The sequence below is a fragment of the Pseudomonas sp. SDO5215_S409 genome (assembly GCF_054071325.1).
Genome location: NZ_JBSVWN010000063.1, coordinates 1 through 24,258 on the forward strand (window position 1 = coordinate 1; position 24,258 = coordinate 24,258).

General features: G+C 61.2%; 22 protein-coding genes. 8 read left to right on the forward strand and 14 right to left on the reverse strand.

All coding sequences use genetic code 11. The annotated features are described in order from the left end of the window. The first annotated feature begins 413 nt into the window (after positions 1-413). On the forward strand, positions 414-620 hold the full coding sequence (locus tag ACW9H9_RS24555) for a hypothetical protein (protein ID WP_457345844.1): 207 nt from the start codon (positions 414-416) through the stop codon (positions 618-620). Between the two features lie 12 nt (positions 621-632). Here ACW9H9_RS24555 and ACW9H9_RS24560 read toward each other — a convergent pair whose 3' ends face one another. Beyond that, positions 633-1,271, reverse strand: a complete 639-nt coding sequence (locus tag ACW9H9_RS24560) for a LysE family translocator (RefSeq protein ID WP_457345843.1) — start codon at positions 1,269-1,271, stop codon at positions 633-635. Positions 1,272-1,364: 93 nt separating this feature from the next. After that, entirely contained in the window at positions 1,365-2,552 is a 1,188-nt protein-coding gene (locus tag ACW9H9_RS24565) for an MFS transporter (protein ID WP_457345842.1), read from the reverse strand. A gap of 400 nt (positions 2,553-2,952) precedes the next feature. On the opposite strand from ACW9H9_RS24565, the gene mqo reads away from it, so the two are divergent. After that, on the forward strand, positions 2,953-4,599 hold the full coding sequence (gene mqo, locus ACW9H9_RS24570; RefSeq protein ID WP_457345840.1) for a malate dehydrogenase (quinone): 1,647 nt from the start codon (positions 2,953-2,955) through the stop codon (positions 4,597-4,599). An 88-nt stretch (positions 4,600-4,687) separates the two neighbouring features. On the opposite strand, the gene ACW9H9_RS24575 is transcribed toward mqo, so the two are convergent. Continuing rightward, complete coding sequence (locus tag ACW9H9_RS24575; RefSeq protein ID WP_457345839.1) at positions 4,688-7,594, reverse strand: HD domain-containing phosphohydrolase; 2,907 nt, start codon at positions 7,592-7,594, stop codon at positions 4,688-4,690. A gap of 243 nt (positions 7,595-7,837) precedes the next feature. On the opposite strand from ACW9H9_RS24575, the gene ACW9H9_RS24580 reads away from it, so the two are divergent. Next, positions 7,838-8,167 (forward strand): YXWGXW repeat-containing protein, encoded by a 330-nt coding sequence (locus ACW9H9_RS24580; protein WP_457345847.1) that lies wholly within the window; start codon positions 7,838-7,840, stop codon positions 8,165-8,167. Between the two features lie 9 nt (positions 8,168-8,176). On the opposite strand, the gene ACW9H9_RS24585 is transcribed toward ACW9H9_RS24580, so the two are convergent. The 5 genes from ACW9H9_RS24585 to ACW9H9_RS24605 form a co-directional block, all read right to left on the reverse strand. Beyond that, the gene (locus ACW9H9_RS24585; protein ID WP_457345838.1) at positions 8,177-8,551 is read right to left on the reverse strand and encodes a hypothetical protein; all 375 of its coding nucleotides are present in this window, start codon (positions 8,549-8,551) and stop codon (positions 8,177-8,179) included. 73 nt (positions 8,552-8,624) lie between these two features. Next, a complete protein-coding gene (locus tag ACW9H9_RS24590; RefSeq protein ID WP_457345837.1) occupies positions 8,625-9,020 on the reverse strand; it encodes a PIN domain-containing protein in 396 nt (131 codons plus the stop codon). Then, complete coding sequence (locus ACW9H9_RS24595) at positions 9,017-9,277, reverse strand: AbrB/MazE/SpoVT family DNA-binding domain-containing protein (RefSeq protein WP_457345846.1); 261 nt, start codon at positions 9,275-9,277, stop codon at positions 9,017-9,019. The genes ACW9H9_RS24590 and ACW9H9_RS24595 overlap by 4 nt, the downstream gene beginning before the upstream one ends. Before the next feature lie 164 nt (positions 9,278-9,441). After that, on the reverse strand, positions 9,442-10,815 hold the full coding sequence (ppnN, locus tag ACW9H9_RS24600; RefSeq protein WP_457345836.1) for a nucleotide 5'-monophosphate nucleosidase PpnN: 1,374 nt from the start codon (positions 10,813-10,815) through the stop codon (positions 9,442-9,444). Positions 10,816-10,959: 144 nt separating this feature from the next. After that, a complete protein-coding gene (locus ACW9H9_RS24605) occupies positions 10,960-11,784 on the reverse strand; it encodes an aspartyl/asparaginyl beta-hydroxylase domain-containing protein (protein WP_457345835.1) in 825 nt (274 codons plus the stop codon). 295 nt (positions 11,785-12,079) lie between these two features. On the opposite strand from ACW9H9_RS24605, the gene fabV reads away from it, so the two are divergent. Further along, on the forward strand, positions 12,080-13,273 hold the full coding sequence (gene fabV, locus ACW9H9_RS24610) for an enoyl-ACP reductase FabV (RefSeq protein WP_457345833.1): 1,194 nt from the start codon (positions 12,080-12,082) through the stop codon (positions 13,271-13,273). 104 nt (positions 13,274-13,377) lie between these two features. Here the strand turns inward: fabV and ACW9H9_RS24615 are convergent, their stop codons facing one another. Beyond that, the gene (locus ACW9H9_RS24615) at positions 13,378-14,283 is read right to left on the reverse strand and encodes a LysR family transcriptional regulator (RefSeq protein WP_457345832.1); all 906 of its coding nucleotides are present in this window, start codon (positions 14,281-14,283) and stop codon (positions 13,378-13,380) included. Between the two features lie 102 nt (positions 14,284-14,385). Here ACW9H9_RS24615 and ACW9H9_RS24620 point away from each other — a divergent pair, with 102 nt between their 5' ends. After that, positions 14,386-15,555, forward strand: a complete 1,170-nt coding sequence (locus ACW9H9_RS24620) for an acetylornithine/succinylornithine family transaminase (protein WP_457345831.1) — start codon at positions 14,386-14,388, stop codon at positions 15,553-15,555. Positions 15,556-15,561: 6 nt separating this feature from the next. On the opposite strand, the gene punR is transcribed toward ACW9H9_RS24620, so the two are convergent. Further along, positions 15,562-16,476 carry a DNA-binding transcriptional activator PunR gene (gene punR, locus ACW9H9_RS24625; protein ID WP_457345829.1) on the reverse strand — a complete coding sequence of 305 codons (915 nt, stop codon included), beginning with the start codon at positions 16,474-16,476 and terminating at the stop codon, positions 15,562-15,564. A 122-nt stretch (positions 16,477-16,598) separates the two neighbouring features. Between punR and punC the strand changes: the two genes are divergently transcribed. Beyond that, positions 16,599-17,798 carry a purine nucleoside transporter PunC gene (punC, locus tag ACW9H9_RS24630; RefSeq protein WP_457345828.1) on the forward strand — a complete coding sequence of 400 codons (1,200 nt, stop codon included), beginning with the start codon at positions 16,599-16,601 and terminating at the stop codon, positions 17,796-17,798. 129 nt (positions 17,799-17,927) lie between these two features. Next, the gene (locus tag ACW9H9_RS24635) at positions 17,928-19,439 is read left to right on the forward strand and encodes a nucleobase:cation symporter-2 family protein (RefSeq protein ID WP_457345827.1); all 1,512 of its coding nucleotides are present in this window, start codon (positions 17,928-17,930) and stop codon (positions 19,437-19,439) included. A 14-nt stretch (positions 19,440-19,453) separates the two neighbouring features. Here ACW9H9_RS24635 and ACW9H9_RS24640 read toward each other — a convergent pair whose 3' ends face one another. The 4 genes from ACW9H9_RS24640 to ACW9H9_RS24655 all read right to left on the reverse strand — a co-directional run bounded on the left by ACW9H9_RS24640 (position 19,454) and on the right by ACW9H9_RS24655 (position 22,997). After that, positions 19,454-20,194, reverse strand: coding sequence for a YciK family oxidoreductase (locus ACW9H9_RS24640; protein WP_457345825.1), 741 nt, complete (start codon positions 20,192-20,194; stop codon positions 19,454-19,456). 33 nt (positions 20,195-20,227) lie between these two features. Then, positions 20,228-20,899: an N-acetylmuramic acid 6-phosphate phosphatase MupP gene (mupP, locus tag ACW9H9_RS24645; protein ID WP_457345824.1), complete on the reverse strand. Its 672-nt coding sequence runs from the start codon at positions 20,897-20,899 to the stop codon at positions 20,228-20,230. A 4-nt stretch (positions 20,900-20,903) separates the two neighbouring features. Beyond that, on the reverse strand, positions 20,904-21,602 hold the full coding sequence (gene ubiG, locus ACW9H9_RS24650) for a bifunctional 2-polyprenyl-6-hydroxyphenol methylase/3-demethylubiquinol 3-O-methyltransferase UbiG (protein ID WP_457345823.1): 699 nt from the start codon (positions 21,600-21,602) through the stop codon (positions 20,904-20,906). Between the two features lie 63 nt (positions 21,603-21,665). Continuing rightward, on the reverse strand, positions 21,666-22,997 hold the full coding sequence (locus tag ACW9H9_RS24655) for a TRZ/ATZ family hydrolase (RefSeq protein ID WP_457345822.1): 1,332 nt from the start codon (positions 22,995-22,997) through the stop codon (positions 21,666-21,668). 107 nt (positions 22,998-23,104) lie between these two features. On the opposite strand from ACW9H9_RS24655, the gene mtnA reads away from it, so the two are divergent. Continuing rightward, positions 23,105-24,157, forward strand: a complete 1,053-nt coding sequence (gene mtnA / locus ACW9H9_RS24660; RefSeq protein WP_457345821.1) for an S-methyl-5-thioribose-1-phosphate isomerase — start codon at positions 23,105-23,107, stop codon at positions 24,155-24,157. Positions 24,158-24,258 lie beyond the last annotated feature (101 nt).

Here is a 24,258-nt window from a genome sequence, read left to right on the forward strand (position 1 = left end):
TATATGCACCTCTTACTCATGTTATGCCCGAACACAAAATTTCTGACACCCTCCATAAAACCCACTTTTTAAGCCATGCCACTACTCATCCTTGAGACGCCGCTCCCAAACGTCGCCAAATTCTTTACGTGTTGCCCGCAATAGCGACCGATGACAGGGTGAGAGGTATTCAAGCGGCGCTATGGACTACCAACGTGGAGCGTCTGGATACTCCCACGCATGCCACCCCGGCAATGGTCGCGCTTCAAGCGCAAGGAAAAATAATTGGAAAAGCAGTCACCATCGTTAATGGTGGTCTGTAGCGGTTGCAGGCGCGAACCTGAACCCCCGTTGTCATCCCAAAAAGTTTCATGATCCCCCCTGCTGCATAGGCCTACGATCACTCATCAGCCCCCATCGCACAGGGAACAAAAATGCTCTCCACCCTCGCCAAAGCTTCCATCATCGCCGGTACGCTGCTGCTGGCGGCCTGCTCGGGCCTGAACACCAGCAGTTGCTTCTCGGCAGACTGTCAGTCTTACGACAACCACTCCGGTAATGCCGCCAAGCTGAACTTCGGCGGCAGTGCCATCGGCAGCAGCTTCAGCCAATACAGCGAAGGGCTGCTGCACGACGACTGATGCGCGGTGGTGTTACACCGCAGCAGGGCCGGCACCCAGTACCAGGCGCAGCCCCAGCGCGCCCATCACGGCGCCGGCCGTGCGGTCGAACCAGTGCTTGGAGCGCAGATAAACGGCGCGGGGCTTGTCGGATGAAAACGCCAGGGCCACAACGGTGTACCAGCCTGCCTCAATCGCAAAGATGGACGGCAGCAGCACGGCAAATGTCCAGGCGGGCGGGTTGGCGGGCAGGAAGGCGGCGAAGATGCTGCCGTACACAATGGCCGCCTTGGGGTTGCTCAATTGTGTGACGGCGGCGATGGAAAAGGAGCGGCGCACGCTCAAGGGGCGGCCATCGGCGGTGGTGGGCACCACGATCGGGCTTTTGGCCGAGCGCCACAGTTGTACGGCAAGCCATATGAGGTAGAGCCCGCCCATTATTTTCAGCACGACGTACAGCCATTGGGCCTGGGCCAGCAGGGTTTGCAGGCCGAACAGGCCAAGCCCGCCGTACACCACGCCACCCACGCCCATACCCAGGGCGGCGGCGAGTGCGTCGCGGCGGGACAGGGCGATGGCGGTACGGGTCACGAAGACAAAGCTTGGGCCGGGGCTGGCCGCGCCCACGGCGATGGAACCGAGAATACTTAAGAGCGGGAGGGTAATGTCCATAGGGGCCTTCTCTGGCTGATGGGGAACAGGGTTCCACACCATAACGATTGAAGGGCCAGGTTTATTCCCGCCCGTTTGCAGGGTGGGTGGCCGTCAATGGCCGCCCGGCATCCGCCGCGCCACCAGGTAAACCCCCAACCCCACCAGCGCGGTGGCCGCACCGATGTAGCCGGTGCTCGTCCAGCCCAGGCCTGCGGTGATCGCCATACCGCCAAACCAGGGCCCCAGTGCGTTGGCCAGGTTGAAGGCCGCATGGTTGGACGCGGCTGCAAGGCTGGGCGCCTCATGGGCGATATCCATCAGGCGGATCTGCAACGGCGCGGCCATGGACACCATGGTGCCGACCAGGCCGATGCCCAGCAGCACGCCCCACAAGGAGCCTGCGGCAAACGGGAAGAACACCAGCACCGCCATCGACCACAGCAGGATCAGGCCCACCGAGCGAAATTGCAGGCGGTCGAACAGTTTGCCACCCGCGATATTGCCGATAATCCCGCCTACGCCAAAGGCGGCCAGGCCAAAGGGAATCCATTGTGGCGTGACGTGGGTCACTTCCAGCATGGTAGGGGCCAGGTAGCTGAACACGCAGAACATTCCGGCGAAGCCGATGGCACTGATGGCCAATGCCATCCACACCTGCGGTTTGCTGAACGCATGCAGCTCCTTGCGCGGGTCGCTGCGGGGTTCGTCATGGCGGTTCGGGACAAAACGCCAGACCAGCGCGATGGTGCACAGGGCGATCAGGCTCACTAGTGCAAACGCCGAGCGCCAGCCCAGATGCTGGCCCAGAAACGTCGCAATCGGATTGCCCAGCAGCATGGCCAGGGTCAGCCCCATCATGACCCGCGCGACGGCCCCGGCACGTTTGTCCGAGGGCACCATGCTGGAGGCCACCACCGCGGCAATCCCGAAGTAGGCACCGTGCGGCAGGCCGCTGATAAAGCGAAACGCTACTAGGCTGCCAAATGTGGGGGTGAAGGCGGTGGCCAGGTTGCCCAGCGCGTACAGCCCCATCAGCAACATAAGCATGTGTTTGCGCAGCAATTTGGCACCGAGGATCGCCAGCAGCGGGGCGCCTACCATCACGCCCAGGGCGTACGCGCTGATCGCATGGCCGACTTGCGGTTCACTCAAATGAAGGTTGCCGGCGATGTCGGGCATCAGGCCCATGATGGCGAATTCGCCGGTGCCGATCGCAAAGCTGCCGACGGCCATGGCGGCCTCCATTACAGCGGCGTTGCGGGCGGGCAGGACAAGCCCGGGGTTTTGCTGGATAGACATGGATCGCTCTGTTCTCGGGCTGGGGCACAGGAAAAGTGGCGATGCTATACACGCTGCGATGCAGGCGTCCAGAACCGACTGCTGTGAGGCGAGCGCGATAGCATCCCGGCACCTCGAAAATGGGCCGATGAGTGGCGCCGATTGACTGACAAGTCCAGAACAGACGCCTCATCCTCGCCGAGCGTGATATTCTGCGCCCCATCTTGGTCTACCCTTTCTTCCCGTGCGTGCATCCGAACACGCGCGATAGGAATGATGTCGCCGAGGTAGCTGAAGCCAATAATGATAAGAAGTCAGCGCAGAGGGACATAAAACTGAGGTCGACACGTCGGCCTTGCGTGCCCACCCTGCGGTCCTTGGGGATGGCGGGGCGGATGGCGTTCTATCATAGGTGCTACAGATGTTTAAAAAAGTAAACACGGCCTTGCTGGGGCTGGCGTTGTCGATGGGGATCACTTCCATCCAGGCGCAAGAAGCAAAGAAAGTCGATGTTCTGCTGATTGGCGGCGGCATCATGAGTGCGACCCTGGGTGTGTGGCTCAACGAGTTGCAACCCGACTGGTCGATGGAGATGGTCGAGCGCCTGGACGGCGTCGCCGAAGAAAGCTCCAACGGCTGGAACAACGCCGGCACCGGCCACTCGGCCCTGGCCGAACTGAACTACACCCCGGAAGACAAGAACGGCAACGTTGAGATCCCCAAAGCGGTCGAGATCAACGAAGCGTTCCAGATCTCCCGCCAGTTCTGGTCGTGGCAGGTACAGCAGGGCGTGTTGAAGAACCCGCGCTCGTTCATCAACTCCACACCGCACATGAGCTTTGTGTGGGGCGATGACAACATCAAGTTCCTCAAGAAGCGTTATGAAGCGCTGAAGGCGAGCCCGCTGTTCGCTGGCATGCAGTACTCCGAAGACCCGGACCAGATCAAGAAATGGGTTCCGCTGATGATGGAAGGGCGTGATCCCAACCAGAAAATCGCGGCCACCTGGACCCCGATCGGCACTGACGTGAACTTTGGCGAAATCACTCGCCAGTTCGTCGCTCACCTGCAAGCCACGCCGAAGTTCGACCTGAAACTGTCGAGCGAAGTGCAGGACATCACCAAGAACGCCGACGGCACCTGGCGCGTCAGCTACAAAAACCTGAAAGACGGCAGCAAGACTGAAACCGACGCCAAGTTCGTGTTCATTGGCGCCGGCGGCGGTGCCCTGCACCTGCTGCAGAAGTCCGGCATCCCGGAAGCGCGTGAATACGCAGGCTTCCCGGTGGGCGGTTCGTTCCTGGTGACCGATAACCCGGCCGTTGCCGAGCAGCACTTGGCCAAGGCCTACGGCAAGGCCTCGGTTGGCGCGCCGCCGATGTCGGTTCCGCACCTGGACACCCGCGTGCTGGACGGCAAGCGCGTGATCCTGTTTGGCCCATTCGCGACCTTCTCGACCAAGTTCCTGAAAGAAGGCTCCTACCTGGACCTGCTGACCAGCACCACCACCCACAACATCTGGCCAATGACTAAAGTCGGTATTCGTGAATACCCGCTGGTCGAGTACCTCGCTGGCCAACTGATGCTGTCGGATGATGACCGCTTCAAGGCGCTGCAAGAGTACTTCCCGAAAGCCAAGAAAGAAGACTGGCGCCTGTGGCAAGCGGGCCAGCGCGTGCAGATCATCAAGCGTGACGAAGAGCAGGGCGGCGTGTTGCGCCTGGGCACCGAAGTGGTCAGCTCCGCTGATGGCACCATCGCTGGCTTGCTGGGCGCATCGCCAGGCGCGTCTACCGCTGCGCCGATCATGCTGACCGTGCTGCAAAAAGTGTTCAAGGATCAAGTGGCTTCCCCTGCCTGGCAAGAAAAGCTGCACCAGATCGTACCGAGCTACGGCACCAAGCTGAACGATAGCCCGGAGGCAGTGGCCAAGGAATGGGCCTACACCGCCAACATTCTGCAACTGACGCCTCCACCTGCGATTCCACAGTTGGCCGCTCCTGCCGCGACCGAGGCTGCAAAGCCTGCGGCCGAGCCGAGCAAGCCTGCGTCGGACCTCGCACTGTAAGACACCGGTGAAGTCCTGATTCAGGACTGGCCCGATGCAAAAAGCCCGCTGAACCGGTGACGGTCAGCGGGCTTTTTGTTGGCGCCGTTCAATCCAGATAAGGCTGAATGTCCACGGCATCGATCAAGGCTTCGGGCAGGTAGCGCTGCGCGTATTGCAGGTAGATGCCTGAGCGCAGGAACAGGTTGAAGATATCGGGATCGATGTGCTGGTCCTTTTTCATGAAGCCCATGATCTTGATCGCTTCAGACAGTTTTTTGCCTTTCTTGTAGGGGCGGTCGACGGCGGTCAGTGCCTCGAAAATATCGGCGATGCCCATCATGCGCGCGGGCCAGCTCATCTGGTCACGGCTGAGGCGTTTCGGATAGCCGGTGCCGTCCATTTTTTCATGGTGGCCGCCCGCTATTTCCGGCACCTGGTGAAGGTGGCGTGGAAACGGGAGTTTCTCCAGCATGTTGATGGTCTGGATGATGTGCTCATTGATCTTGTAGCGCTCCTCTTCGGTCAGCGTGCCGCGGCCAATACAGAGGTTGTAAAGCTCGCCGCGGTTGTAGAGGTGTTCGGGGACATTGACTTTAAAACCATGGGGGTTGTCGTCACTCAGTGTGTCGCGGCTGCTGCGCGCAAACAGGTGGTCGGGACGGTCTGCCAACAACGGCTCCATCACCGGCAACGGCGCTTCGGGCGTGAGCTGTTTGCGGGCGCTTTCTTCGTGGGAGATGCCCAGCCGGTCCGACAGCGTGCGGCGCCAGGTGTGGCGAGCCAGTGCCTGCATGCGCTCAACATGCTCCGGCGCCATGAACTCGGCGCCTATATTGCATTGGGCGACAAAGGCGAAATCGTCATCCAGTTGCGCGAGCGATTCGGCCAGTTTGGCTTGCAGCGGTTGGGCCGAACCGCCAGCGGCCATCCCTTTCCAGTAATCGAGTTCGGCGTCGCGCTTGAGCACCTCAAAGCGCATGCGCACCTCGTGAATCCGGTCGTACAGGGTTTCAAGTTTGGTGGCCTTGTCGACGACGTATTCAGGTGTGGTGACTTTGCCGCAGTCGTGCAGCCAAGCGGCAATATGCAGGGCCTCCCATTGCTCTTCGTTGAGGGCAAAGTCTTTGAAGGGGCCGTCTGTTTCCGCACAGGCGGCCTGCGCGAGCATTTTGGTCAGTTCCGGCACGCGCTGGCAGTGGCCGCCGGTGTAAGGGCTCTTGGCATCAATGGCGCCGGCAATCAGCTGGATGAACGATTCCAGCAGCACCTTTTGTTCATCGATCAAACGCTGGGTGTTGAGGGCGATAGCCGCGGTGCTCGACAACGCCTCGGCAAAGGCCATCAGCGACGGTGACAGCGGGCGGTCGTTTTCATCCACGAGCAACACCAATGCCCCCAATAACGCGCCGCTGCGATCCTTCAGGGGCAGTACCCACAGGGTCAGGGCAGTATGCACATCGTTCAGGAAGCCAAAGTGACTCTGCAGCACATGAGCAGGCACCACTTGCGGTTTTGAAAGGCTGCCGTCAAGGGCCTGGACCAGCGGGTGGCGGGGGTTGTCGGCCAGTTCAATCGTGGCGTCGGTGGGGTGCTCTTGCAGTGCGTTGCCCCATCGCACACGTGCCAGTTGCAGGCGGCTCACCTCGGCGTCTGCCAGATAGATCATGCCGCCCCGGGCGGCGGTGGTTTCCTGCATTTCAATCAGCAAACGTGCCAGCAGGCTCTGGAAGTTGGTTTCGCTGCACAGCACGTTCGACAGATCCAGAAAGTGCTGGATGGTCAGCTTCATGCTGCCCATGGCATGCGCAAGGTCGATGACTTCGGCAATGTTGGACGCCACTGGCGGCGAGGGCTCGAAATTGAAGTGCTCTATCTTGCGCGCCTCGCGCGTCAGCGCCGCCAGCGGCTTTGAGGCCGCGCGGGACATGGCCAGGGCCGCCAAAATGCCCAATCCCAGAAACGCCAGGGAGATCAACAGGCCGCGGTTACGCGTGGCAATCGCGTCGGCCATCAGCTCCCGATACGGGGTTGTCATCCACAACGTAAGGTGGCTAGGGCCTGCCAACGGCAGGTCAACACGCATTCCCTGCCATTCGCCATCAGCGGTATTCAGGGTCAGATGGTCACTGTGTTGTGAGGCCTGGGCGGCCACGAATTGTTGGGTCACGGGCAAGCGCAATTCATCCAGGTGCGCCAGGCGGACCTTGCCATTGCCGGTGTCGATCATTTGGGTGCCCCTTTCGGAGCTGATCACTTCGTTATTCTGGTTAAGGATGGTCAGGTGCGAGCTGGGCGTAATTTTGGTAGACCGCAGCAGTTGGTCGATCGAACGCAGGCTGATGTCCACGCCAGCGACCCCGCCACCGTTTTGCGTGGTCCGGGCAAATGTGACCCCGACTTCCTGGTTTTCAAAAAAGGGGTAAGGCGCGGTGATGAACACGTTTTGCTGGGCGTTTGCCCCCGTGTACCAGGCGCGTGTACGCGGATCGTACTGATAGTCCGGTTGGGCGCGGCGTTCTAAAACCGACAGGTCGGACGCCAGGTACAGGTACTCGCCAGTGGTTTTACCGTTGCGTACTTCGACGTTCTGGGCGATCCACTGGGTGCCTGTCGGTGGGGAAAACCGCGCGTCGAGCGTCGGGTTTTCATGCCCGCGCAGCAGCATGAAAAAGTCGCCGTTGCTGTAGCCCATGTAGACGTTGGTGATCGCCGGTTGGCTCGTCAACAGCGTGACCAGAAACGGCACGTTGCTCAGGCGCTCCTCCAGGGTGGTGGCAAGTATCAAGCGCTGTTGCGATAGCAGGCTGGTACTGAGTTCGGCTGGGCGATACAGGCCCTCCAGCTCTTTGAGCGTCAGTTGGCCTGCAACGTCAAAGCGCAAGCGCGCCTCATCCGCCATGAGTCGTTTGGTTTGCAGGTACTGATAACTGAAGTTGATCAGTGCAAACAAGGTGAGTAACCCGACAAACAGGTAGGAGATGTGTACGTAGAGCGGGACGCGACGAGATGGCATAGGGGAACAACCCTTCCAATGGATCGTCGTCTCACTATAGGTCGTATTCGCCGGGTAACCAGTGCAGCGCGCGGGCGGCGCAACGGTCAGTTTTTCTTTACACACAGCCCGTGTGCGGGTTCAGCAACCTGACAGTCGGCACCTGTTAAAACTTCTCTGGAGCCAAGCAGGAGCGCGGCTGAGGCAAGGGGGCATTTTTTCTGGTGTATGCGTTGGGCGGTGACGCCCGAGGACTTCAATATGATGTTGCTACGTTATGCGGCATTGACGGCAATGGTCGTCGCAGCGTCCGGCTGTGTAGAAGAGCGCGTCGTGCATGACCGCCGACCAGTGCAGCGCGAGACGGTAGAGATCGTCGCGCCGCAGCCACCGCCTGTGCAAGTGATCGAGGTTGAACCTGAAGTGCGTGTGGGCTACGTGTGGTCGCGGGGTTATTGGCGTTGGGACGGTGGGCGCTACGTGGCCGTTCATGGTCATTGGGAAGCCGAACGCCCCGGCTATCGTTATGTGCACCCGCATTGGGTGCAACGCGGTGACGGGTATCACTGGCAGGGCGGTGGCTGGGTTCGTTGACCTTCGGGCCTAACTCGGCTTCTTGGTGCCCAGAAGCCGAACTTCCCTGAGCAGTGCGGCCCCCAATTGTTGGGTGCCCAGTTCCTTGTAGCCCACGGCCTTGATATCGCCGTTCTCTTCTGCCTGGATGATGATCACGGGCGTTTCTTTGCCGCTCGTCTCATCGATGTGCAGGGCATATTGGGGAATCTGCAGGGCTATCGGCGTGCCTGCTGCCTGGCCTTTGACGTTGATCAAAAACGCCGCGCAGCCGCTGTCGAGGTCTGCGTTGGTGGCAGAGCGACCGCTGATGAAACAGGTGGTGGGCAGGTCGGGCCACGCGATGGCATCGGCCAGTGCCAGGGGCGGCGTCACTAATAGGGCGGTGAGAAGAAGGGTGCGCACGTTGGCGTGTCTCTAGGCAAGGCAGGTAGCACCGGTTTTTACCAAACGGCCAAAGGCGCCGCAACGCTGCGGTTCAGGTCAAGTGCTGCATACCCGCGCTCTTGGCCGCGTTGATATCAAACGTGGCGGTATAGTCGCACCCGGCGGCATGGGCACTGCGTTCGATCAGGCAATCGGCAAAGTCGGCCTTGGCGCTGGTGAATTTTCGCAGGGTTTTCCAGATGAGTTCAGCATGTTCGAGGGTCAGTTCCCGAGTGCGCAACAGTGTTTCCAGCACGATGACCACCTCGCTCTTGGTGGACGAGTAACAGCTTTGTAGCACCCAGACCAACTCGACAACCGACACCAGGCTGACAAAGCCGGGTGAGGTGGTGGTAAGCGACTCGATCAGTTCGCACGCTTTTGCCGATTGAGCGGGATCGTCTTGAGTGACATATCGCACCAGCACGTTGGTATCGAGCCCGATCATCCGGCCTTTGCCCCGTGTGCGGCGATGGCCAGGTTCATCTCTTCGATGCTCACGGCCCTGGCCGGTTTACGGATCAGGCCCTTGAGGTCGCGCACGCTTTTGCTGGCAGCAATGATGGCGAACTTGCCATCTTCCATTTCGACAAATTCGACCCGGTCGCCGGTGTCCAGCCCTAAGGCGGCCCGGACTTGAACCGGAATCGTGATCTGTCCTTTCGAGGTAAGGGTTGCAGTCGCCATGTTGAGAATCCCTTTCATAATCTGCCTTACATTAGAGTAAGGCGTCAGGGAGGGCAATATCCATTGGTCCATAGGTCGCTCATTGGGTGTCGGTGGTGGAATCTGTAAAAACGATAGCCTGATTCTTTGCGCCGACAGGGCAATCGCCCGCCCAATGAGATACAACGTGTGACCGCCCCGGGTTACTGCACCACGCGATAGCACGGCACATACGCTGCGCCGCCCGGCAGCTTCATGCGGTGCTGCTCCACGAACGCCTTCAGCAGCTCATCCAGTGGTTTCATGATCGTCGGGTCGCCATGAATCTCGTATGGCCCGTTTTGCTCGATCAAGCGGATGCCCTTGTCCTTGACGTTGCCCGCCACGATCCCCGAGAACGCCCGGCGCAGGTTGGCCGCCAGTTCATGGGGGGGCAGGGCGTGGCTCAGTTGCAGGCTGGCCATGTTGGCGTGGGTGGGATCGAAGGGGCGCTGGAAGCCTTCGTCGATTTTCAGCAGCCAGTTGAAGTGAAACGCGTCGTTGCGCTCGCGACGGAACTGTTTCACGGCCTTGAGGCCTGCGGTCATCTGACGGGCCACTTCGGCCGGGTCGTCGATGATGATCTGGTAGTGGGCCTGGGCCGCTTCGCCCAGGGTGGCGCCGACGAAGGCGTGCAGTTGTTGCAGGTACGGCGCCGCCTGTTTTGGCCCGGTGAGCACGACCGGGAAGGGAACGTCGCGGTTGTCCGGGTGCATCAGGATGCCCAGCAGGTACAGGAACTCTTCTGCCGTGCCGGCCCCGCCCGGGAAGATGATGATGCCGTGGCCCACGCGCACGAAGGCTTCCAGGCGTTTTTCGATGTCCGGCAAGATCACCAGTTCATTGACGATCGGGTTCGGCGCCTCGGCGGCGATGATGCCCGGCTCGGTCAGGCCCAGGTAGCGCCCGCCGGTAATGCGTTGTTTGGCGTGGGAAATGGTCGCGCCTTTCATCGGACCTTTCATCACACCAGGCCCGCAGCCGGTGCACACGTCCAGGCTGCGCAAGCCCAGTTCGTGGCCGACTTTCTTGGTGTATTTGTATTCTTCGGTATTGATCGAGTGCCCGCCCCAGCACACCACGATCTTTGGCTCGACGCCCGGGCGCAGCGTGCGGGCGTTGCGCAGCAGGTGGAACACGTAGTCGGTGATGCCCTGGGAGTTACTCAGGTCGATGCGCTGGCTGTCCAGCTCGTTCTCGGTGTAGACGATGTCACGCAGGGCGCTGAACAGCATTTCCCGGGTGCTGGCTATCATTTCGCCATCAACGAACGCGTCCGCCGGGGCGTTCAACAGTTCCAGGCGCACGCCGCGATCCTGCTGGTGGATGCGCACTTCAAAGTCTTTGTAGGCGTCGAGGATGGTCTTGGCGTTGTCGATGTGCGCGCCGGTGTTGAGGATGGCCAGGGCACATTGACGAAAGAGGGTGTAGACACTGCCGGTGCCGGCTTCGCTCAGTTGCTGGACTTCACGTTGAGACAGCGTTTCGAGGCTGCCTTTAGGGCTTACGGACGCATTGATGACAGGACGTTGAGGCATTCTGATTCCCTGAAAGCGCTGCCACTGGCCGTTGGCGGCCAATGGCAGGAAGATGGTGAGCGCCGGTTAGGTCGCCGTGCTTCGGCATTTTCCCCGGCCCTCAAGCCAGGCGCAAACGCCGCGCGCATCATCATGCCGCAGAACTTACTGAATCAGCTTCCAGTTTTTGTAGAAAAAACGTCGCAAGGTGAAGACCGCTCCTGCAAAGCCCGCAATCAGGCCGTTGAGCAGGAACGGCAGCAATGATGGCCTGACGATGTCGATAAACAGGCAGTAGCGCTTGGCGTCGTTCTTGTTGAAGGACGCATGCATCAGGGTGTCATCGAAAATAAACAGCGGGTCATCGTGCCAGTAGTGCTTGTGCTTGCCCACCTGGATATAGACGCCTTCGTGGTGTGGCGCCGGGGCCATGTTGTACAGCACACGGAACATCAGGCGCAGCGGGCCGAAGTGGAACGACGTCGAGCGGTTCTCGTTGAATACCGACACGCCGATGGTTTTCACGTAGGGCAGTTTTTTGCGCAGGTCAGGGATGTCCAGCGTGGTTTCGATCGGGCGACCGTACCACTGGAAAAACAGCATGCCGCGCTTTTTCTCGGCCATGCGTGCGTCCAGGTACTGGATGATTTCATCCTTGTGGGCCATCGCGTCGTCGATCACCTGTTGCAGGTCTTCGCGCCAGGCCGGCGGCAAGTCGGGCATCTTATAAATGTGGCGATTGCGGCTGCTCAGCAAGTCGAAAAACGTGTTGAACGGTGCCAGTAGCCAAGTATTGCGACCGTTGCCGACGAAGTATTTCTTGATGGTGTCGCGGTCGTACAAGCCATTACGCAGGAAATCGTAAAGGCCGCAAAACACCACCAGCAGCAGAAACACCAGGGTAGTCAGAGGAAAGCAGTAGATGAACAGCAGGACGCCCAAGGCCCATGCGACCGACACCAGCTTTTTACGGATGACACTTTTACTCATGAAACTCGGCTCCGGACGCGAAACATAACGAAACAATCACGTCATGATAGGGTGTTATGGCGCAAATGGGCGGTTTTAGTCGTGCGAAATTGTGAAAGGCCCATACATTTTCTTACGTTTTCACCCTCCCGGCCCTGTGAATTCAAGGGCACCCAGTGCCCGTTGAATTGCATTTTGTGAACAGAAGAATTGCGACTATCGTGACGCATCGGTTTTCCGGGCGTCATAGATCCGAACGATTGACGCCGTAGTGGCCACCATTGGCCTTCGGCACCTTGGAAGAGGCAGACATTTTATGATCATCAAACCGCGGGTCCGTGGCTTTATCTGTGTGACCGCACACCCTGTTGGCTGCGAAGCGAACGTTAAAGAGCAGATCAACTACGTGACCGAACACGGCGCCATCGACGGCGGCCCGAAAAACGTGCTGGTCCTCGGTGCCTCGACCGGCTACGGCCTGGCGGCGCGTATCAGCGCTGCATTCGGCTCCGGTGCTGCGACCCTGGGCGTGTTTTTTGAAAAAGAAGGCGAAGAAGGCAAACTCAGCTCTGCTGGTTGGTACAACAGCGCTGCCTTCCACACACTGGCCCATGAAAAGGGCTTGTACGCCAAGAGCATCAACGGCGATGCGTTCTCTGACGAGATCAAGCGCCTGACCATCCAAACCATTAAGCAAGACCTGGGCAAAATCGACTTGGTTGTGTACAGCCTGGCCGCGCCACGTCGTACCGACCCGCAAGGCGTGGTGCACAATTCCACCCTCAAGCCGATCGGCAAGGCTGTGAGCCTGCGCGGCATCAACACCGACAAGGGTGTTGTGGTGGATACCACGCTTGAGCCTGCCACCCAGGAAGAAATCGACGGCACCGTCAAAGTGATGGGCGGCGAAGACTGGCAGCTGTGGATCGACGCCCTGCGTGACGCCGACGTGCTGGCCGAAGGCGCCAAGACCACCGCGTTCACCTACCTGGGCGAAAAACTGACCCAGGACATCTACTGGAACGGCTCCATTGGTGAAGCCAAGAAAGACCTCGACAAAAAAGTGTTGACCCTGCGCGACAACCTCGCGGCCCTCAAGGGTGACGCCCGTGTGTCGGTGCTCAAGGCCGTGGTGACCCAGGCCAGCTCGGCCATCCCGATCATGCCGCTATACCTGTCGTTGCTGTTCAAGGTGATGAAAGAGCAGGGCACCCACGAAGGTTGCATCGAACAAGTCTACGGCCTGTTCAAAGACAGCCTGTACGGCGAGCAGCCCAAGCTCGACGCCGATGGCCGCCTGCGTGCCGACCTGAAAGAGCTTGAGCCAAAAGTCCAGGACGCCGTGGCGGCGCTGTGGGACCAGGTGACCGACGACAACCTTGACGAAACCACGGATTTTGCAGGCTACAAGTCTGAGTTCCTGCGCTTGTTCGGTTTCGAGATCGCCGGTGTCGACTACGACGCCGACGTCAATCCGACCGTGAAGATCGAAGGCCTGGTTCAGGCGTAAGCGGTTCGCGTGTCAGACAGCGGCCCTTCGGGGCCGCTTTTTTTGGCCTGAATAAATCATTTCAGCACGCGCCTGCGCATGCTGGCCTGGCGGGGCGTGCACGTCTAACGGGCCCACTGTTCCATCACAAAGTCTACAAAGGCGCGCAACTTCGGCAGCCTGTAACGATCCTGGGCATACAGCAGGTGCATCGGCCGAAAAGGCGGCTGATAGCCGGGCAGCAGCGCGACCAACGTGCCTGCTTGCAGGTCGTCGCCGACCAGCGCCTCGGGCAGCATGACAATGCCCATGCCGGCGCGCGCCGCGCGGTGCAGGGCTTGGGAGCTGTTGACGGTCATCGGGCCGGACACGGCCACCTCGACCTCGCCCTCGGGGCCGCTCAGGCGCCAGAGTTTGTCGGCATGGCGCCAATCGTCAGAGGAGGGGTAGGCGAAGGCCAGGCAGTCATGGTGCTGCAAGTCTGCCGGAACCTGCGGCGTTCCCCGGCGCGCCAGGTAGGCGGGCGCGGCGCACAGGGTCATGGTGTAGTCCTGCAACGGCCGGGCGATGAGGCTGGTGGGCAGTGACTCGCCCAGGCGTATCGCCACGTCGAAGCCGCTGTCGATCAGGTCCATCGATTGGTTGCTCAGCACCACGTACAGCTGGATCTCGGGGTAGCGCCGGGAAAACTCGCTGAGCGCCGGGGCCAGGCGCTCGGCGCCAAATGCCGGTGGCGCGGTGATACGCAGCAGGCCCTTGGGCACGTCGCTGTTGGCCTGTGCGGCCAGTTGCTCCGAATACGTCACCAGGCCGAGCACTTCCAGGCAGCGCTGGTAATAAATGCTGCCGAATTCGGTGAGGCTCTGCTTGCGGGTGGTGCGCTTGAGCAGGCTGACGCCCAGGCGTTCCTCCAGGGCGCGCAGATGGTTGCCCACCATGGTGGTGGATATCCCGCAAGCCTGGGCCGCGGCGGTCAGGCTGCCGGTTTCCACCACCTTTACGTACACCGTCATTGCCTGGAATAAGTCCATTATCAACCCGTGATTTAAAGTCATTGCACCTTTGCACAGTTTATCCAGCTCAGGTGGCTAACGATACTGGCGACTCACACCGATTCGCCGGAGCCCAATGCCATGACCGCCGCCTGCCTGATGCCCACCTATCAACCCATGCCACTCACTTTCGTACGCGGTCTGGGCACACGCCTGTGGGACCCGCAGGGCCGCGAATACCTGGATGCCGTGGCAGGCGTGGCCGTGACCAATGTCGGGCATTCGCACCCGCAGTTGGTGGCTGCCCTCCGTGATCAGGCCGGCTTGCTGCTGCACACGTCCAACCTCTACGGTATTGACTGGCAGCAGCGCCTGGCGCAGCGGTTGAGCCAGCTCAGTGGCCTGGACCGGGCGTTTTTCAACAACTCCGGCGCCGAGGCCAATGAAACCGCGCTGAAACTCGCCCGGCTGCACGGGTGGAAAAAAGGCATTGAGCAGCCGCTGGTCGTGGTGATGGAAAACGCCTTCCACGGGCGCACCCTGGGCACCCTGGCCGCCAGTGACGGGCCGGCGGTGCGCCTGGGGTTCCAGACGCTGCCGGGGGGCTTCATTAAAGTGCCCTTTGGCGATGTGCGGGCGCTGCAGGCCCTGACTCAAACCCATGGCGAGCGGATTGCGGCGGTGTTGCTGGAGCCGATCCAGGGCGAGAGCGGCGTGCACCTCGCGCCGCCCGGCTACCTTGCGGCGGTGCGCCAACACTGCACTGCCCATGGCTGGCTGATGATGCTCGACGAGATCCAGACCGGTATCGGTCGCACCGGCCGCTGGTTTGCGTTCCAGCATGAGGGCGTGGTGCCCGACGTCATCACCTTGGCCAAGGCCCTGGGCAATGGCGTGCCGATCGGCGCGTGCCTGGCGAAATCCAGCGTGGCGCACCTGTTTACGCCCGGTAGCCACGGCAGCACCTTTGGTGGCAACCCGCTGGCTTGCCGCGCGGCGTGTACGGTGCTCGATATCGTGGAGGCCCAAGGGTTGCTGGCGAACGCCGCGCACCAAGGTGAGCGGCTGATCTCGCGGCTGCGTACGGAGCTTGCGCACAGGTCGCAAGTGCTGGCGATTCGCGGGCAAGGCTTGATGGTGGGCATCGAACTGGCTGAGCCCCAGCGCGAGCTAATGCAACGTGCCGCGCTGGAGCATGGGCTGTTGATCAACGTGACCCGGGGCAAGGTGATTCGCTTGTTGCCGCCGCTGACGATAGAGGCCCGGGAAATCGAGATGATCGTGCGGGCCTTGTCCCGTTTGCTGGCGTAGCGGCGGTTAAAGGGCGGGGCCGTTGAGCCATTCCTGATTGAGCGTGGCGGTGTCCCCCAGGTAATCCAGCAGCCAGCTCATGGCCGGAGACACCTTGTTCTGGGCCCACGCCACGCAGGAAGGGCTGGCGGGGAAGGGCCGGGACAAGCGCAGCGCCACCAGCTCGCCCTGTTCGATCAACGGTTGTACCAGGTGCGCCGGTGCCATGCCGACGCACAGCCCGTCCCGCAGGCAGTCGAGGGCCGATGCCCAGTTGGGCACCACCAGCCGACGCTGGTTGTCCAGGGTCCAGGTATCGCGCTTGGGCAGGTTGCGCGATGTGTCGGTCATGCACAGGGAGGCGAAAGGGCGCAGTTGGTCGTCGTTGATCAGGCCTTCTGCCTGCGCCAGGGGATGGTGGCGGCTGACCACGCCCAGCCAGTTCAATAAACCCATGTCGCGAAAGGTGAAGTGACTGGCCACCGGCACCGCGCTGGTGGCGCCGATCACAATGTCGGTGCGCTCATCGGCCAGGGCATCCCACACGCCGTTGTACACCTCGTATTCCAGCAGCAATTCCACGTGCGGGAACTGGCGATAGAAATCCAGTACCAGTCGCCGACAGCGCTGCTGTTTGACGATGGAGTCCACCGCCACCTTCAACTGGCCGCTCCAGCCATTGGCCACTTGTTGGCACAGCCGACGGGTGCCGAGCATCTTTTTCATCACGCCGCGGGCTTCGTCGATAAACAGTTTGCCGGCGGGCGTCAGCTCTACGTCCCGGTGGCGCCGTACAAACAGCGGAACGGCCAGCCATTCCTCGATTTGCCGCACGGTGTAACTGACTGCCGACGGCACGCGATGCAACTCCTGCGCCGCCGCGCTGAAGCTGCCATGGCGGGCCACGGCGTCGATGACATCCAGGGAATATTCAGACCACATGCAATATGCCTTCAAAAATTTTGATAAAGACGTCCAATTATTCTCGCTTCACAGGTGAAAGCTCAGATTCATAATAGGTGCCAGTCAGCAAATAGTTTGATGGCAAGTTGTAGAAGGCTTCAATGAAAAACTCGTTTGGTTTTACCACTTACCTGGCAGGGCTGAGCATGCTCGGCTATCTGGCCATGGACATGTACTTGCCCGCCTTTGGCGCCATGGGCGCACAACTGCAGATTTCTCCCGGTGCCGTGGGCGCCAGCTTGAGTGTGTTCCTCGCCGGGTTTGCCGTGGGGCAGTTGCTGTGGGGGCCGTTGTCGGACCGTCTTGGGCGCAAGCCGGTGCTGTTGAGCGGCCTGAGCCTGTTTGTGCTGGGTTGCCTGGGCATGTTCTGGGTCGAGACGGCGCCACAGTTGTTGGCGCTGCGGTTCGTCCAGGCCGTGGGGGTGTGTTGCGCCGCCGTGAGCTGGCAGGCGCTGGTGATCGACCGCTATCCGGCAGACCAGGCCCACCGGGTGTTCGCCGGTATCATGCCGCTGATGTCACTGTCCCCGGCTCTGGCGCCCTTATTGGGGGCGATGCTGTTGAGCTATTGGGGCTGGCCGGTGATTTTTGGGGTATTGCTGATCCTGGCGCTGTTGTTGCTGGTGCCGACGTTATGCCTGAAAAGCTCTGCGAAACGTCTGACCGCTGAAGGCGAAGTTTCTCGCCTGGGTTACGGGCAGTTGCTTAAGTCCCGGGTGTTCAGCGGCAACGTACTCATCTTTGCCGCGTGCTCGGCCAGTTTCTTCGCGTGGCTGACCGCTTCGCCGTTCATCCTCGCGGGCATGGGCTACAGCCCCAATGACATTGGCTTGAGTTACCTCTTGCCGACAGTCTCATTTCTGGCCGGTGGCTATAGCTGCCGCAGCGCCCTGCAACGTTTCCAGGGCAAGCGCTTGTTGCCCTGGCTGCTGCTGACTTACTGCCTCAGCATGGTGGCGTTGTACCTGGTCGCGACACTGACCGTGCCCACCCTCACGACCTTGCTCGTTCCGTTTTGTGTGATGGCACTGGCCAATGGCGCGAGTTATCCCATCGTGGTGGCGAATGCGCTGATGCCTTTCGCGCAAAACTCCGGCAAGGCTGCGGCGTTGCAAAACACCTTGCAATTGGGGTTGTGCTGTCTGAGCAGCCTGCTGGTGTCGTCGATGATCGAGCAGCCGTTGCTGGTCACGGCACGGGTGATGTTGGCGAGCGCGCCGATGGCCGTCCTGGGCTATTGGCTGGCGCGGCCGCGAGGTGAGGCTGCGGGCAGCAAGCGGGCGCATCTGCTTAAAACGTGAGGGGGAGCATTCACCACCCTGCGGTCGCCGGGAGGGTAAGTTGTCCGATTAATTGTATACAACTATATAGACATTAACTTGTAAGGTTGCATACAGTGTCGGCACAACAAAAACAGAGAGCCCCTCACCATGACTATCCCGAAGGCGTCATTGCAACGGCCTGAAGACGAGAACCTGGGCGTCACCGCCAACCTGGCGTACGGCCTGCAGCATGTGCTCACCATGTACGGCGGCATCGTCGCGGTGCCGTTGATCGTGGGCCAGGCGGCTGGGTTATCGCCAGCGGACATCGGCTTGTTGATCGCCGCGTCGCTGTTTGCCGGCGGCCTGGCCACGTTGTTGCAGACCCTGGGGTTGCCGTGGTTTGGCTGCCAGTTGCCCTTGGTGCAAGGGGTGTCGTTTGCTGGCGTGGCCACCATGGGCGCGATTGTGGGCAGTGATGGCGCAGGCGGCATCCCGGCGGTTCTCGGCGCGGTAATGGCCGCCTCCCTGATCGGGTTGCTGATTACCCCGGTCTTTTCCCGAATCACCCAATTCTTCCCGCCGTTGGTCACCGGGATCGTGATCACCACCATTGGCTTGACGCTGATGCCGGTGGCGGCCCGCTGGGCCATGGGCGGCAACAGCCGGGCGGCGGATTTTGGCAGCATGTCGAACATCGGCCTCGCGGCCCTGACGCTGGTCCTGGTGTTGCTGCTGAGCAAGATCGGCAGCGCTGCCGTGTCGCGGCTGTCGATTTTATTGGCGATGATTATCGGCACGCTGATCGCGGTGTTCCTGGGCATGGCCGACTTTTCCGGTGTCACCCAGGGCGAAATGTTCGGCCTGCCGACGCCGTTTCATTTCGGCCTGCCGACGTTTCACGTGGCGGCGATCCTTTCCATGTGCATCGTGGTCATGGTGACGCTGGTGGAAACCTCCGCCGACATCCTGGCCGTGGGGGAAATCATCGACACCAAAGTCGACTCCAAGCGCCTGGGCAACGGCCTGCGCGCCGACATGTTGTCGAGCATGCTGGCGCCGATTTTTGGCTCGTTTACCCAAAGCGCCTTTGCCCAGAACGTCGGGCTGGTGGCGGTGACCGGGGTAAAAAGCCGTTATGTGGTGGCGACCGGCGGGTTGTTTCTGGTGATTCTGGGGCTGTTGCCTTTCATGGGGCGGGTGATCGCGGCGGTGCCGACCTCTGTGCTGGGCGGTGCCGGTATCGTGTTGTTTGGCACCGTGGCGGCCAGCGGCATTCGGACGCTGTCCAGGGTCGATTACCGCAACAACATGAACCTGATCATCGTTGCCACCTCCATCGGCTTTGGCATGATCCCGATCGCCGCGCCCAGTTTTTACGATCACTTCCCCGGCTGGTTTGCGACCATTTTTCATTCGGGCATCAGTTCGTCGGCGATCATGGCGATTGTGCTGAACCTGGCGTTCAACCACATCACGGCAGGCAACTCGGACCAGCAGTCAGTGTTTGTCGCCGGCACCGAACGCAGTTTGTGCTTTCGTGACGTGGCGGCGCTGCGTGAAGGGGACTATTTCAGCGGCGGTAAATTGTTCGATGCCCAAGGTAAGGAAATTCCGTTGGACACCGAGGGCATGAAGAAGGAGGCCGCGCCGCAGCGGGCTCAGGCCAGCGAGGTGTAGGCCTGGGGCTGGGCTTATTGCGCGTCGAACGCCTGCCCGTTGATGCCGGTGCTGTCGGGCCCCATCAGGTACAGGTAGACCGGCATGATGTCTTCCGGTGCGGGGTTGTTGGCCGGGTTCTCGCCGGGGTATGCCTGGGCACGCATGCTGGTGCGGGTGGCGCCCGGGTTGATGCTGTTGGCGCGCACCGGCGCGACGGTGTCGAGCTCGTCGGCCAGGGTTTGCATCAGGCCTTCGGTGGCAAACTTCGACACCCCGTAAGCCCCCCAATACGCACGGCCCTTGCGGCCTACGCTGCTGGAAGTGAACACCACGGACGCGTCGGTGGACAGCTTGAGCAGCGGGAGCAAGGTGCTGGTCAGCATGAACATTGCGTTGACGTTGATGTGCATCACCCGCATGAAGTTCTCGCCCGACAACTGCTCCACCGGCGTACGCGGGCCGATGATCGAGGCGTTGTGCAGCAAGCCGTCGAGGTGGCCGAACTCTTTTTCGATCATAGCCGCCAGTTCGTCGTACTGGTGGGGCAGGGCGGTTTCCAGGTTGAACGGGATCACCACCGGCTGCCGGCCGCCTGCCGCTTCGATCTCGTCGTACACCTGGCCCAGGTTGGCTTCGGTCTTGCCCAGCAGCAACACGGTGGCGCCATGGGCGGCGTAGGTTTTCGCCGCCGCGGCGCCAATCCCGCGACCGGCGCCGGTCACCAGAATGACCCGGTCCTTGAGCAGTTCTGGACGTGCGGAGTAATCAAACATAAACAACCTCGACAGAATTTACAGAAAGTCCATTTAGCAGCTGCAGAGCGCGTTATCCAACACCGTGCGCAGCTCCAGCGGGTGGTTCACCACCACGTCGGCGCCCCAGTTGCGCGGGTTGTCGTCCGGGTGGATGTAACCGTAGGTGACCGCTGCGGTGCGGGTGCCCGCATCGCGGCCCGACTCGATGTCACGCAAATCATCGCCCACGAACAAGACGCTGGCCGGGTCCAGGTCGAGCATGGTGCACGCCAGAGTCAAAGGCTCCGGGTCCGGCTTGCTGTTTTTCACATGGTCCGGGCAGATCAGCAGGGCCGAGCGTTCGGCCAGGCCCAACTGCTGCATGATCGGCTCGGCGAAGCGCAGCGGCTTGTTGGTGACCACGCCCCAGATCAGCTTGGACTTTTCGATGTCGGCCAGCAGTTCTTCCATGCCGTCGAACAGTTTGCTGTGGATCGCGCAGCCCTTGAGGTAGCGCTCGAGGAACTCCTGGCGCAGGTCTTCAAACCCGGGCGACTCGGGGTCCATGGAAAAGGTCACGGCGACCATGGCCCGGGCACCGCCGGAAATTTCGTCGCGGATGTGCTGGTCATTCATCGACGCCAGGCCGCGGTCGGCGCGCATGGCCTGGCAGATGGCGATAAAGTCGGGGGCGGTATCCAGCAGAGTACCGTCCATATCGAATAGAACCGCTCGCAACTTCACAGGCTTACTCCTCGCGCAGGGTCTGGATCATGTAGTTGACGTCCACGTCGTTGGCCAGCTTGTAGTGCTTGGTCAGCGGGTTGTAGATCAGGCCGATGATGTCTTTGACGGTCAACCCGGCCTGGCGGCTCCAGGCACCCAGTTCGGACGGGCGGATGAATTTCTTGAAATCGTGGGTGCCGCGCGGCAGCAGCTTCATGATGTATTCGGCGCCGATGATCGCGAACAGGTACGCCTTGGGGTTGCGGTTGATGGTGGAGAAGAACACCTGGCCGCCCGGCTTGACCATGCGAAAACACGCGCGAATCACCGAAGACGGGTCTGGCACGTGTTCAAGCATTTCAAGGCAGGTGACCACGTCGAATTGCTCAGGCAGCTCAAGGGCCAGGGCTTCGGCGGTGATCTGGCGGTATTCCACGCTTACGCCCGATTCCAGCTGGTGCAACTGGGCCACGGCCAGTGGGGCTTCGCCCATGTCGATGCCCATCACGGTGGCGCCGCGCTGGGCCATCGCTTCGCTGAGGATGCCGCCGCCGCACCCTACGTCCAGCACCTTTTTACCGGCCAGGTTGACGCGCTCGTCAATCCAGTTGACGCGTAGCGGGTTGATGTCGTGCAGCGGCTTGAATTCGCTTTCACGGTCCCACCAGCGGTGGGCCAGGGCTTCGAATTTGGCGATTTCGGCGTGGTCGACGTTGCTCATGATCAGTCCTCTGAATCTCATAAAACGGTTTGCCAGCTCTGAAACACGGGTTCAGGGCGGGCGTTATTCGTGGCGTGCGCTGATGCGCTGGCCCCAGGCGACGGCCGTGGCGGTCAGTTGTTGCTCATCCAGGCGGGTCAGTTGCCGGTCGTCAAGCAGTTGCTTGCCGGCGACCCACAGGTGTTTCACGCAATCGCGGCCGGTGGCATATATAAGCTGCGACACCGGGTCGTAGATCGGTTGTTGCGCCAGGCCCGACAGGTCGAATGCGACGATATCGGCGGCCTTGCCCACTTCCAGCGAGCCGATTTCACCGTCCAGACCCAGCGCCCGGGCGCCGTTGAGGGTCGCCATGCGTAACGCGCGATGGGCGTCCAGCGCGGTGGCCGACCCGGCCACGGCCTTGGCCAGCAAGGCCGCGGTGCGGGTTTCGCCGAGCAGATCGAGGTCATTGTTACTGGCCGCGCCGTCGGTGCCTACTGCCACATTGACGCCGGCTTGCCACAGACGTTCCACCGGGCAGAAGCCGCTGGCCAGTTTCAGGTTCGATTCCGGGCAATGGATGATGCTGGTGTTGCTTTCTACCAGCAACGCCAAATCGCCATCGCTGATCTGGGTCATGTGAACGGCCTGCAAGCGCGGCCCCAGCAGGCCCAGGCGCTGGAGGCGGGCCAGCGGCCGTTCGCCGGTCTTTTCGACGGCCTGCTGCACTTCAAGGGCGGTTTCGTGCACATGCATCTGGATTGCCGCGTCCAACTCCTCGGCGATCACGCGGATTTTTTCCAGGCTCTCATCGCCCACGGTGTACGGTGCGTGAGGGCCAAAGGCGATCTTGATGCGCGGGTGGTGCTTGAGGTCGCTGAACAGCTCCACGCCCTGGCGGATGGCCTCGTCGGCATGGCTGGCGCCGGGAATCGGGAAATCCATGATCGGAATGGCGATCTGCGCACGCATGCCGCTGTTGTGCACGCGCTCGCTGGCGACTTTGGGGAAGAAGTACATGTCCGAAAAACAGCTGATACCGCCCTTGATCTGCTCGGCGATCGCAAGGTCGGTGCCGTCGCGTACAAACGCCTCGTCGACCCATTTGGCCTCGGCGGGCCAGATGTGGTTTTCCAGCCAGTTCATCAGGGACAGGTCATCGGCGATGCCGCGAAACAGCGTCATCGCCGCATGGCCGTGGGCGTTGACCAGCCCGGGGCTGAGCAGCATGCCCGGCAGTTCACGCACGTGGGTGGCGGCCAGCTTCAGCGCTGCCGCACGCGGGCCGATAAAGGCGATGCGCCCGTCACGAATGCCCAGGCCATGCTCTTTGAGCGCCACGCCCGCCGGTTCGACGGGTACCAGCCAGGTGGGCAGCAACAATAAGTCGAGCGGGGCGGCAGGTTGGGTCATCGAGGGCGGTTTCCCGGCGGGTAGTAAAGACGGCAAAGTATACCCGAGCGTCTTGGCTGGCGGATCGCTATAATCGGCGGCTTTTGTTCATGAGTGCGGGGGTAAGGATGCGCGATCGACTGTTGGCTGCGGAGAATGTGAAGGCCATCGCCTGGCGTGACGGCGCACTGCACCTGCTCGACCAGCGCGCTCTGCCGTCCGAAGAAACCTGGATCACCTGCACCCGCGCCGCCTGCGTGGCCGATGCCATCCGATCGATGGCTGTGCGTGGCGCACCCGCCATCGGCATCAGCGCCGCCTATGCCATGGTGCTGTCAGCCCGGGAGCATTTCGCCGAAGGCGATGACTGGCAGGCGGCGTGGGAAGAAGACTTTGCGCTGCTGGCCGACGCCCGGCCCACCGGCGCCAATTTGTTCTGGGCGTTGAGCCGCATGCGTGACCGTCTCGATCGCCTCAAACACACTGCCGACCCGCTTGCCGCATTGGAAGCCGAGGCGATCGCCATTCATGACAGCGACCGTGAAGCCAACCTGACCATGGCCCAATTAGGGGCTGACCTGATTCGCAAGCATCAGGGCAACCCCCAGGCGATCCTCACGCACGGCAATACCGGCGCGCTGGCGACCGGTGGTGTTGGCACGGCGCTCGGGGTGATTCGTGCGGCTTACCTGGAAGGCATGGTCGAACAGGTGTACGTCAACGAAACCCGGCCCTGGCTGCAGGGTTCACGCCTCACGGCGTGGGAGTTGGCGATCGACCGGATCCCGGTCATCGTGAATGCCGATTCGGCGGGCGCCCATGTTCTTAAGACCAAGGGCGTGACCTGGGTGATCGTCGGGGCGGACCGCATTACCGCCAATGGCGACATGGCCAGCAAGATCGGTACGTACCAGCTCGCTGTGTGTGCGATGCACCATGGCGTGCGCTTTATGGTGGTGGCGCCGAGTTCGAGTATCGACCTGAGCCTGGCCAGTGGCGATGAGATCACGCTCGAGGAGCGGAACGGGGGCGAGTTGGGCGACGCTATAGAAGCGTTCAACCCGGTCTTTGATGTGACGCCTGCGGACCTGATTGACGTGATTGTCACGGAAAAAGGCATCGTCGAACGGCCGGACGCCGTGAAGATGGCGCAGTTGATGTGTCGCAAGCGGTTGCATTAAAAGTCCGGGGTGCTGGCGCTGGCCCCTCAATGTCACTCAAAAACCACGGATCTGGCCCAAAAAAACAGCGTGGATCCAGCTCTAAGCCCCTCTCGTCCCCC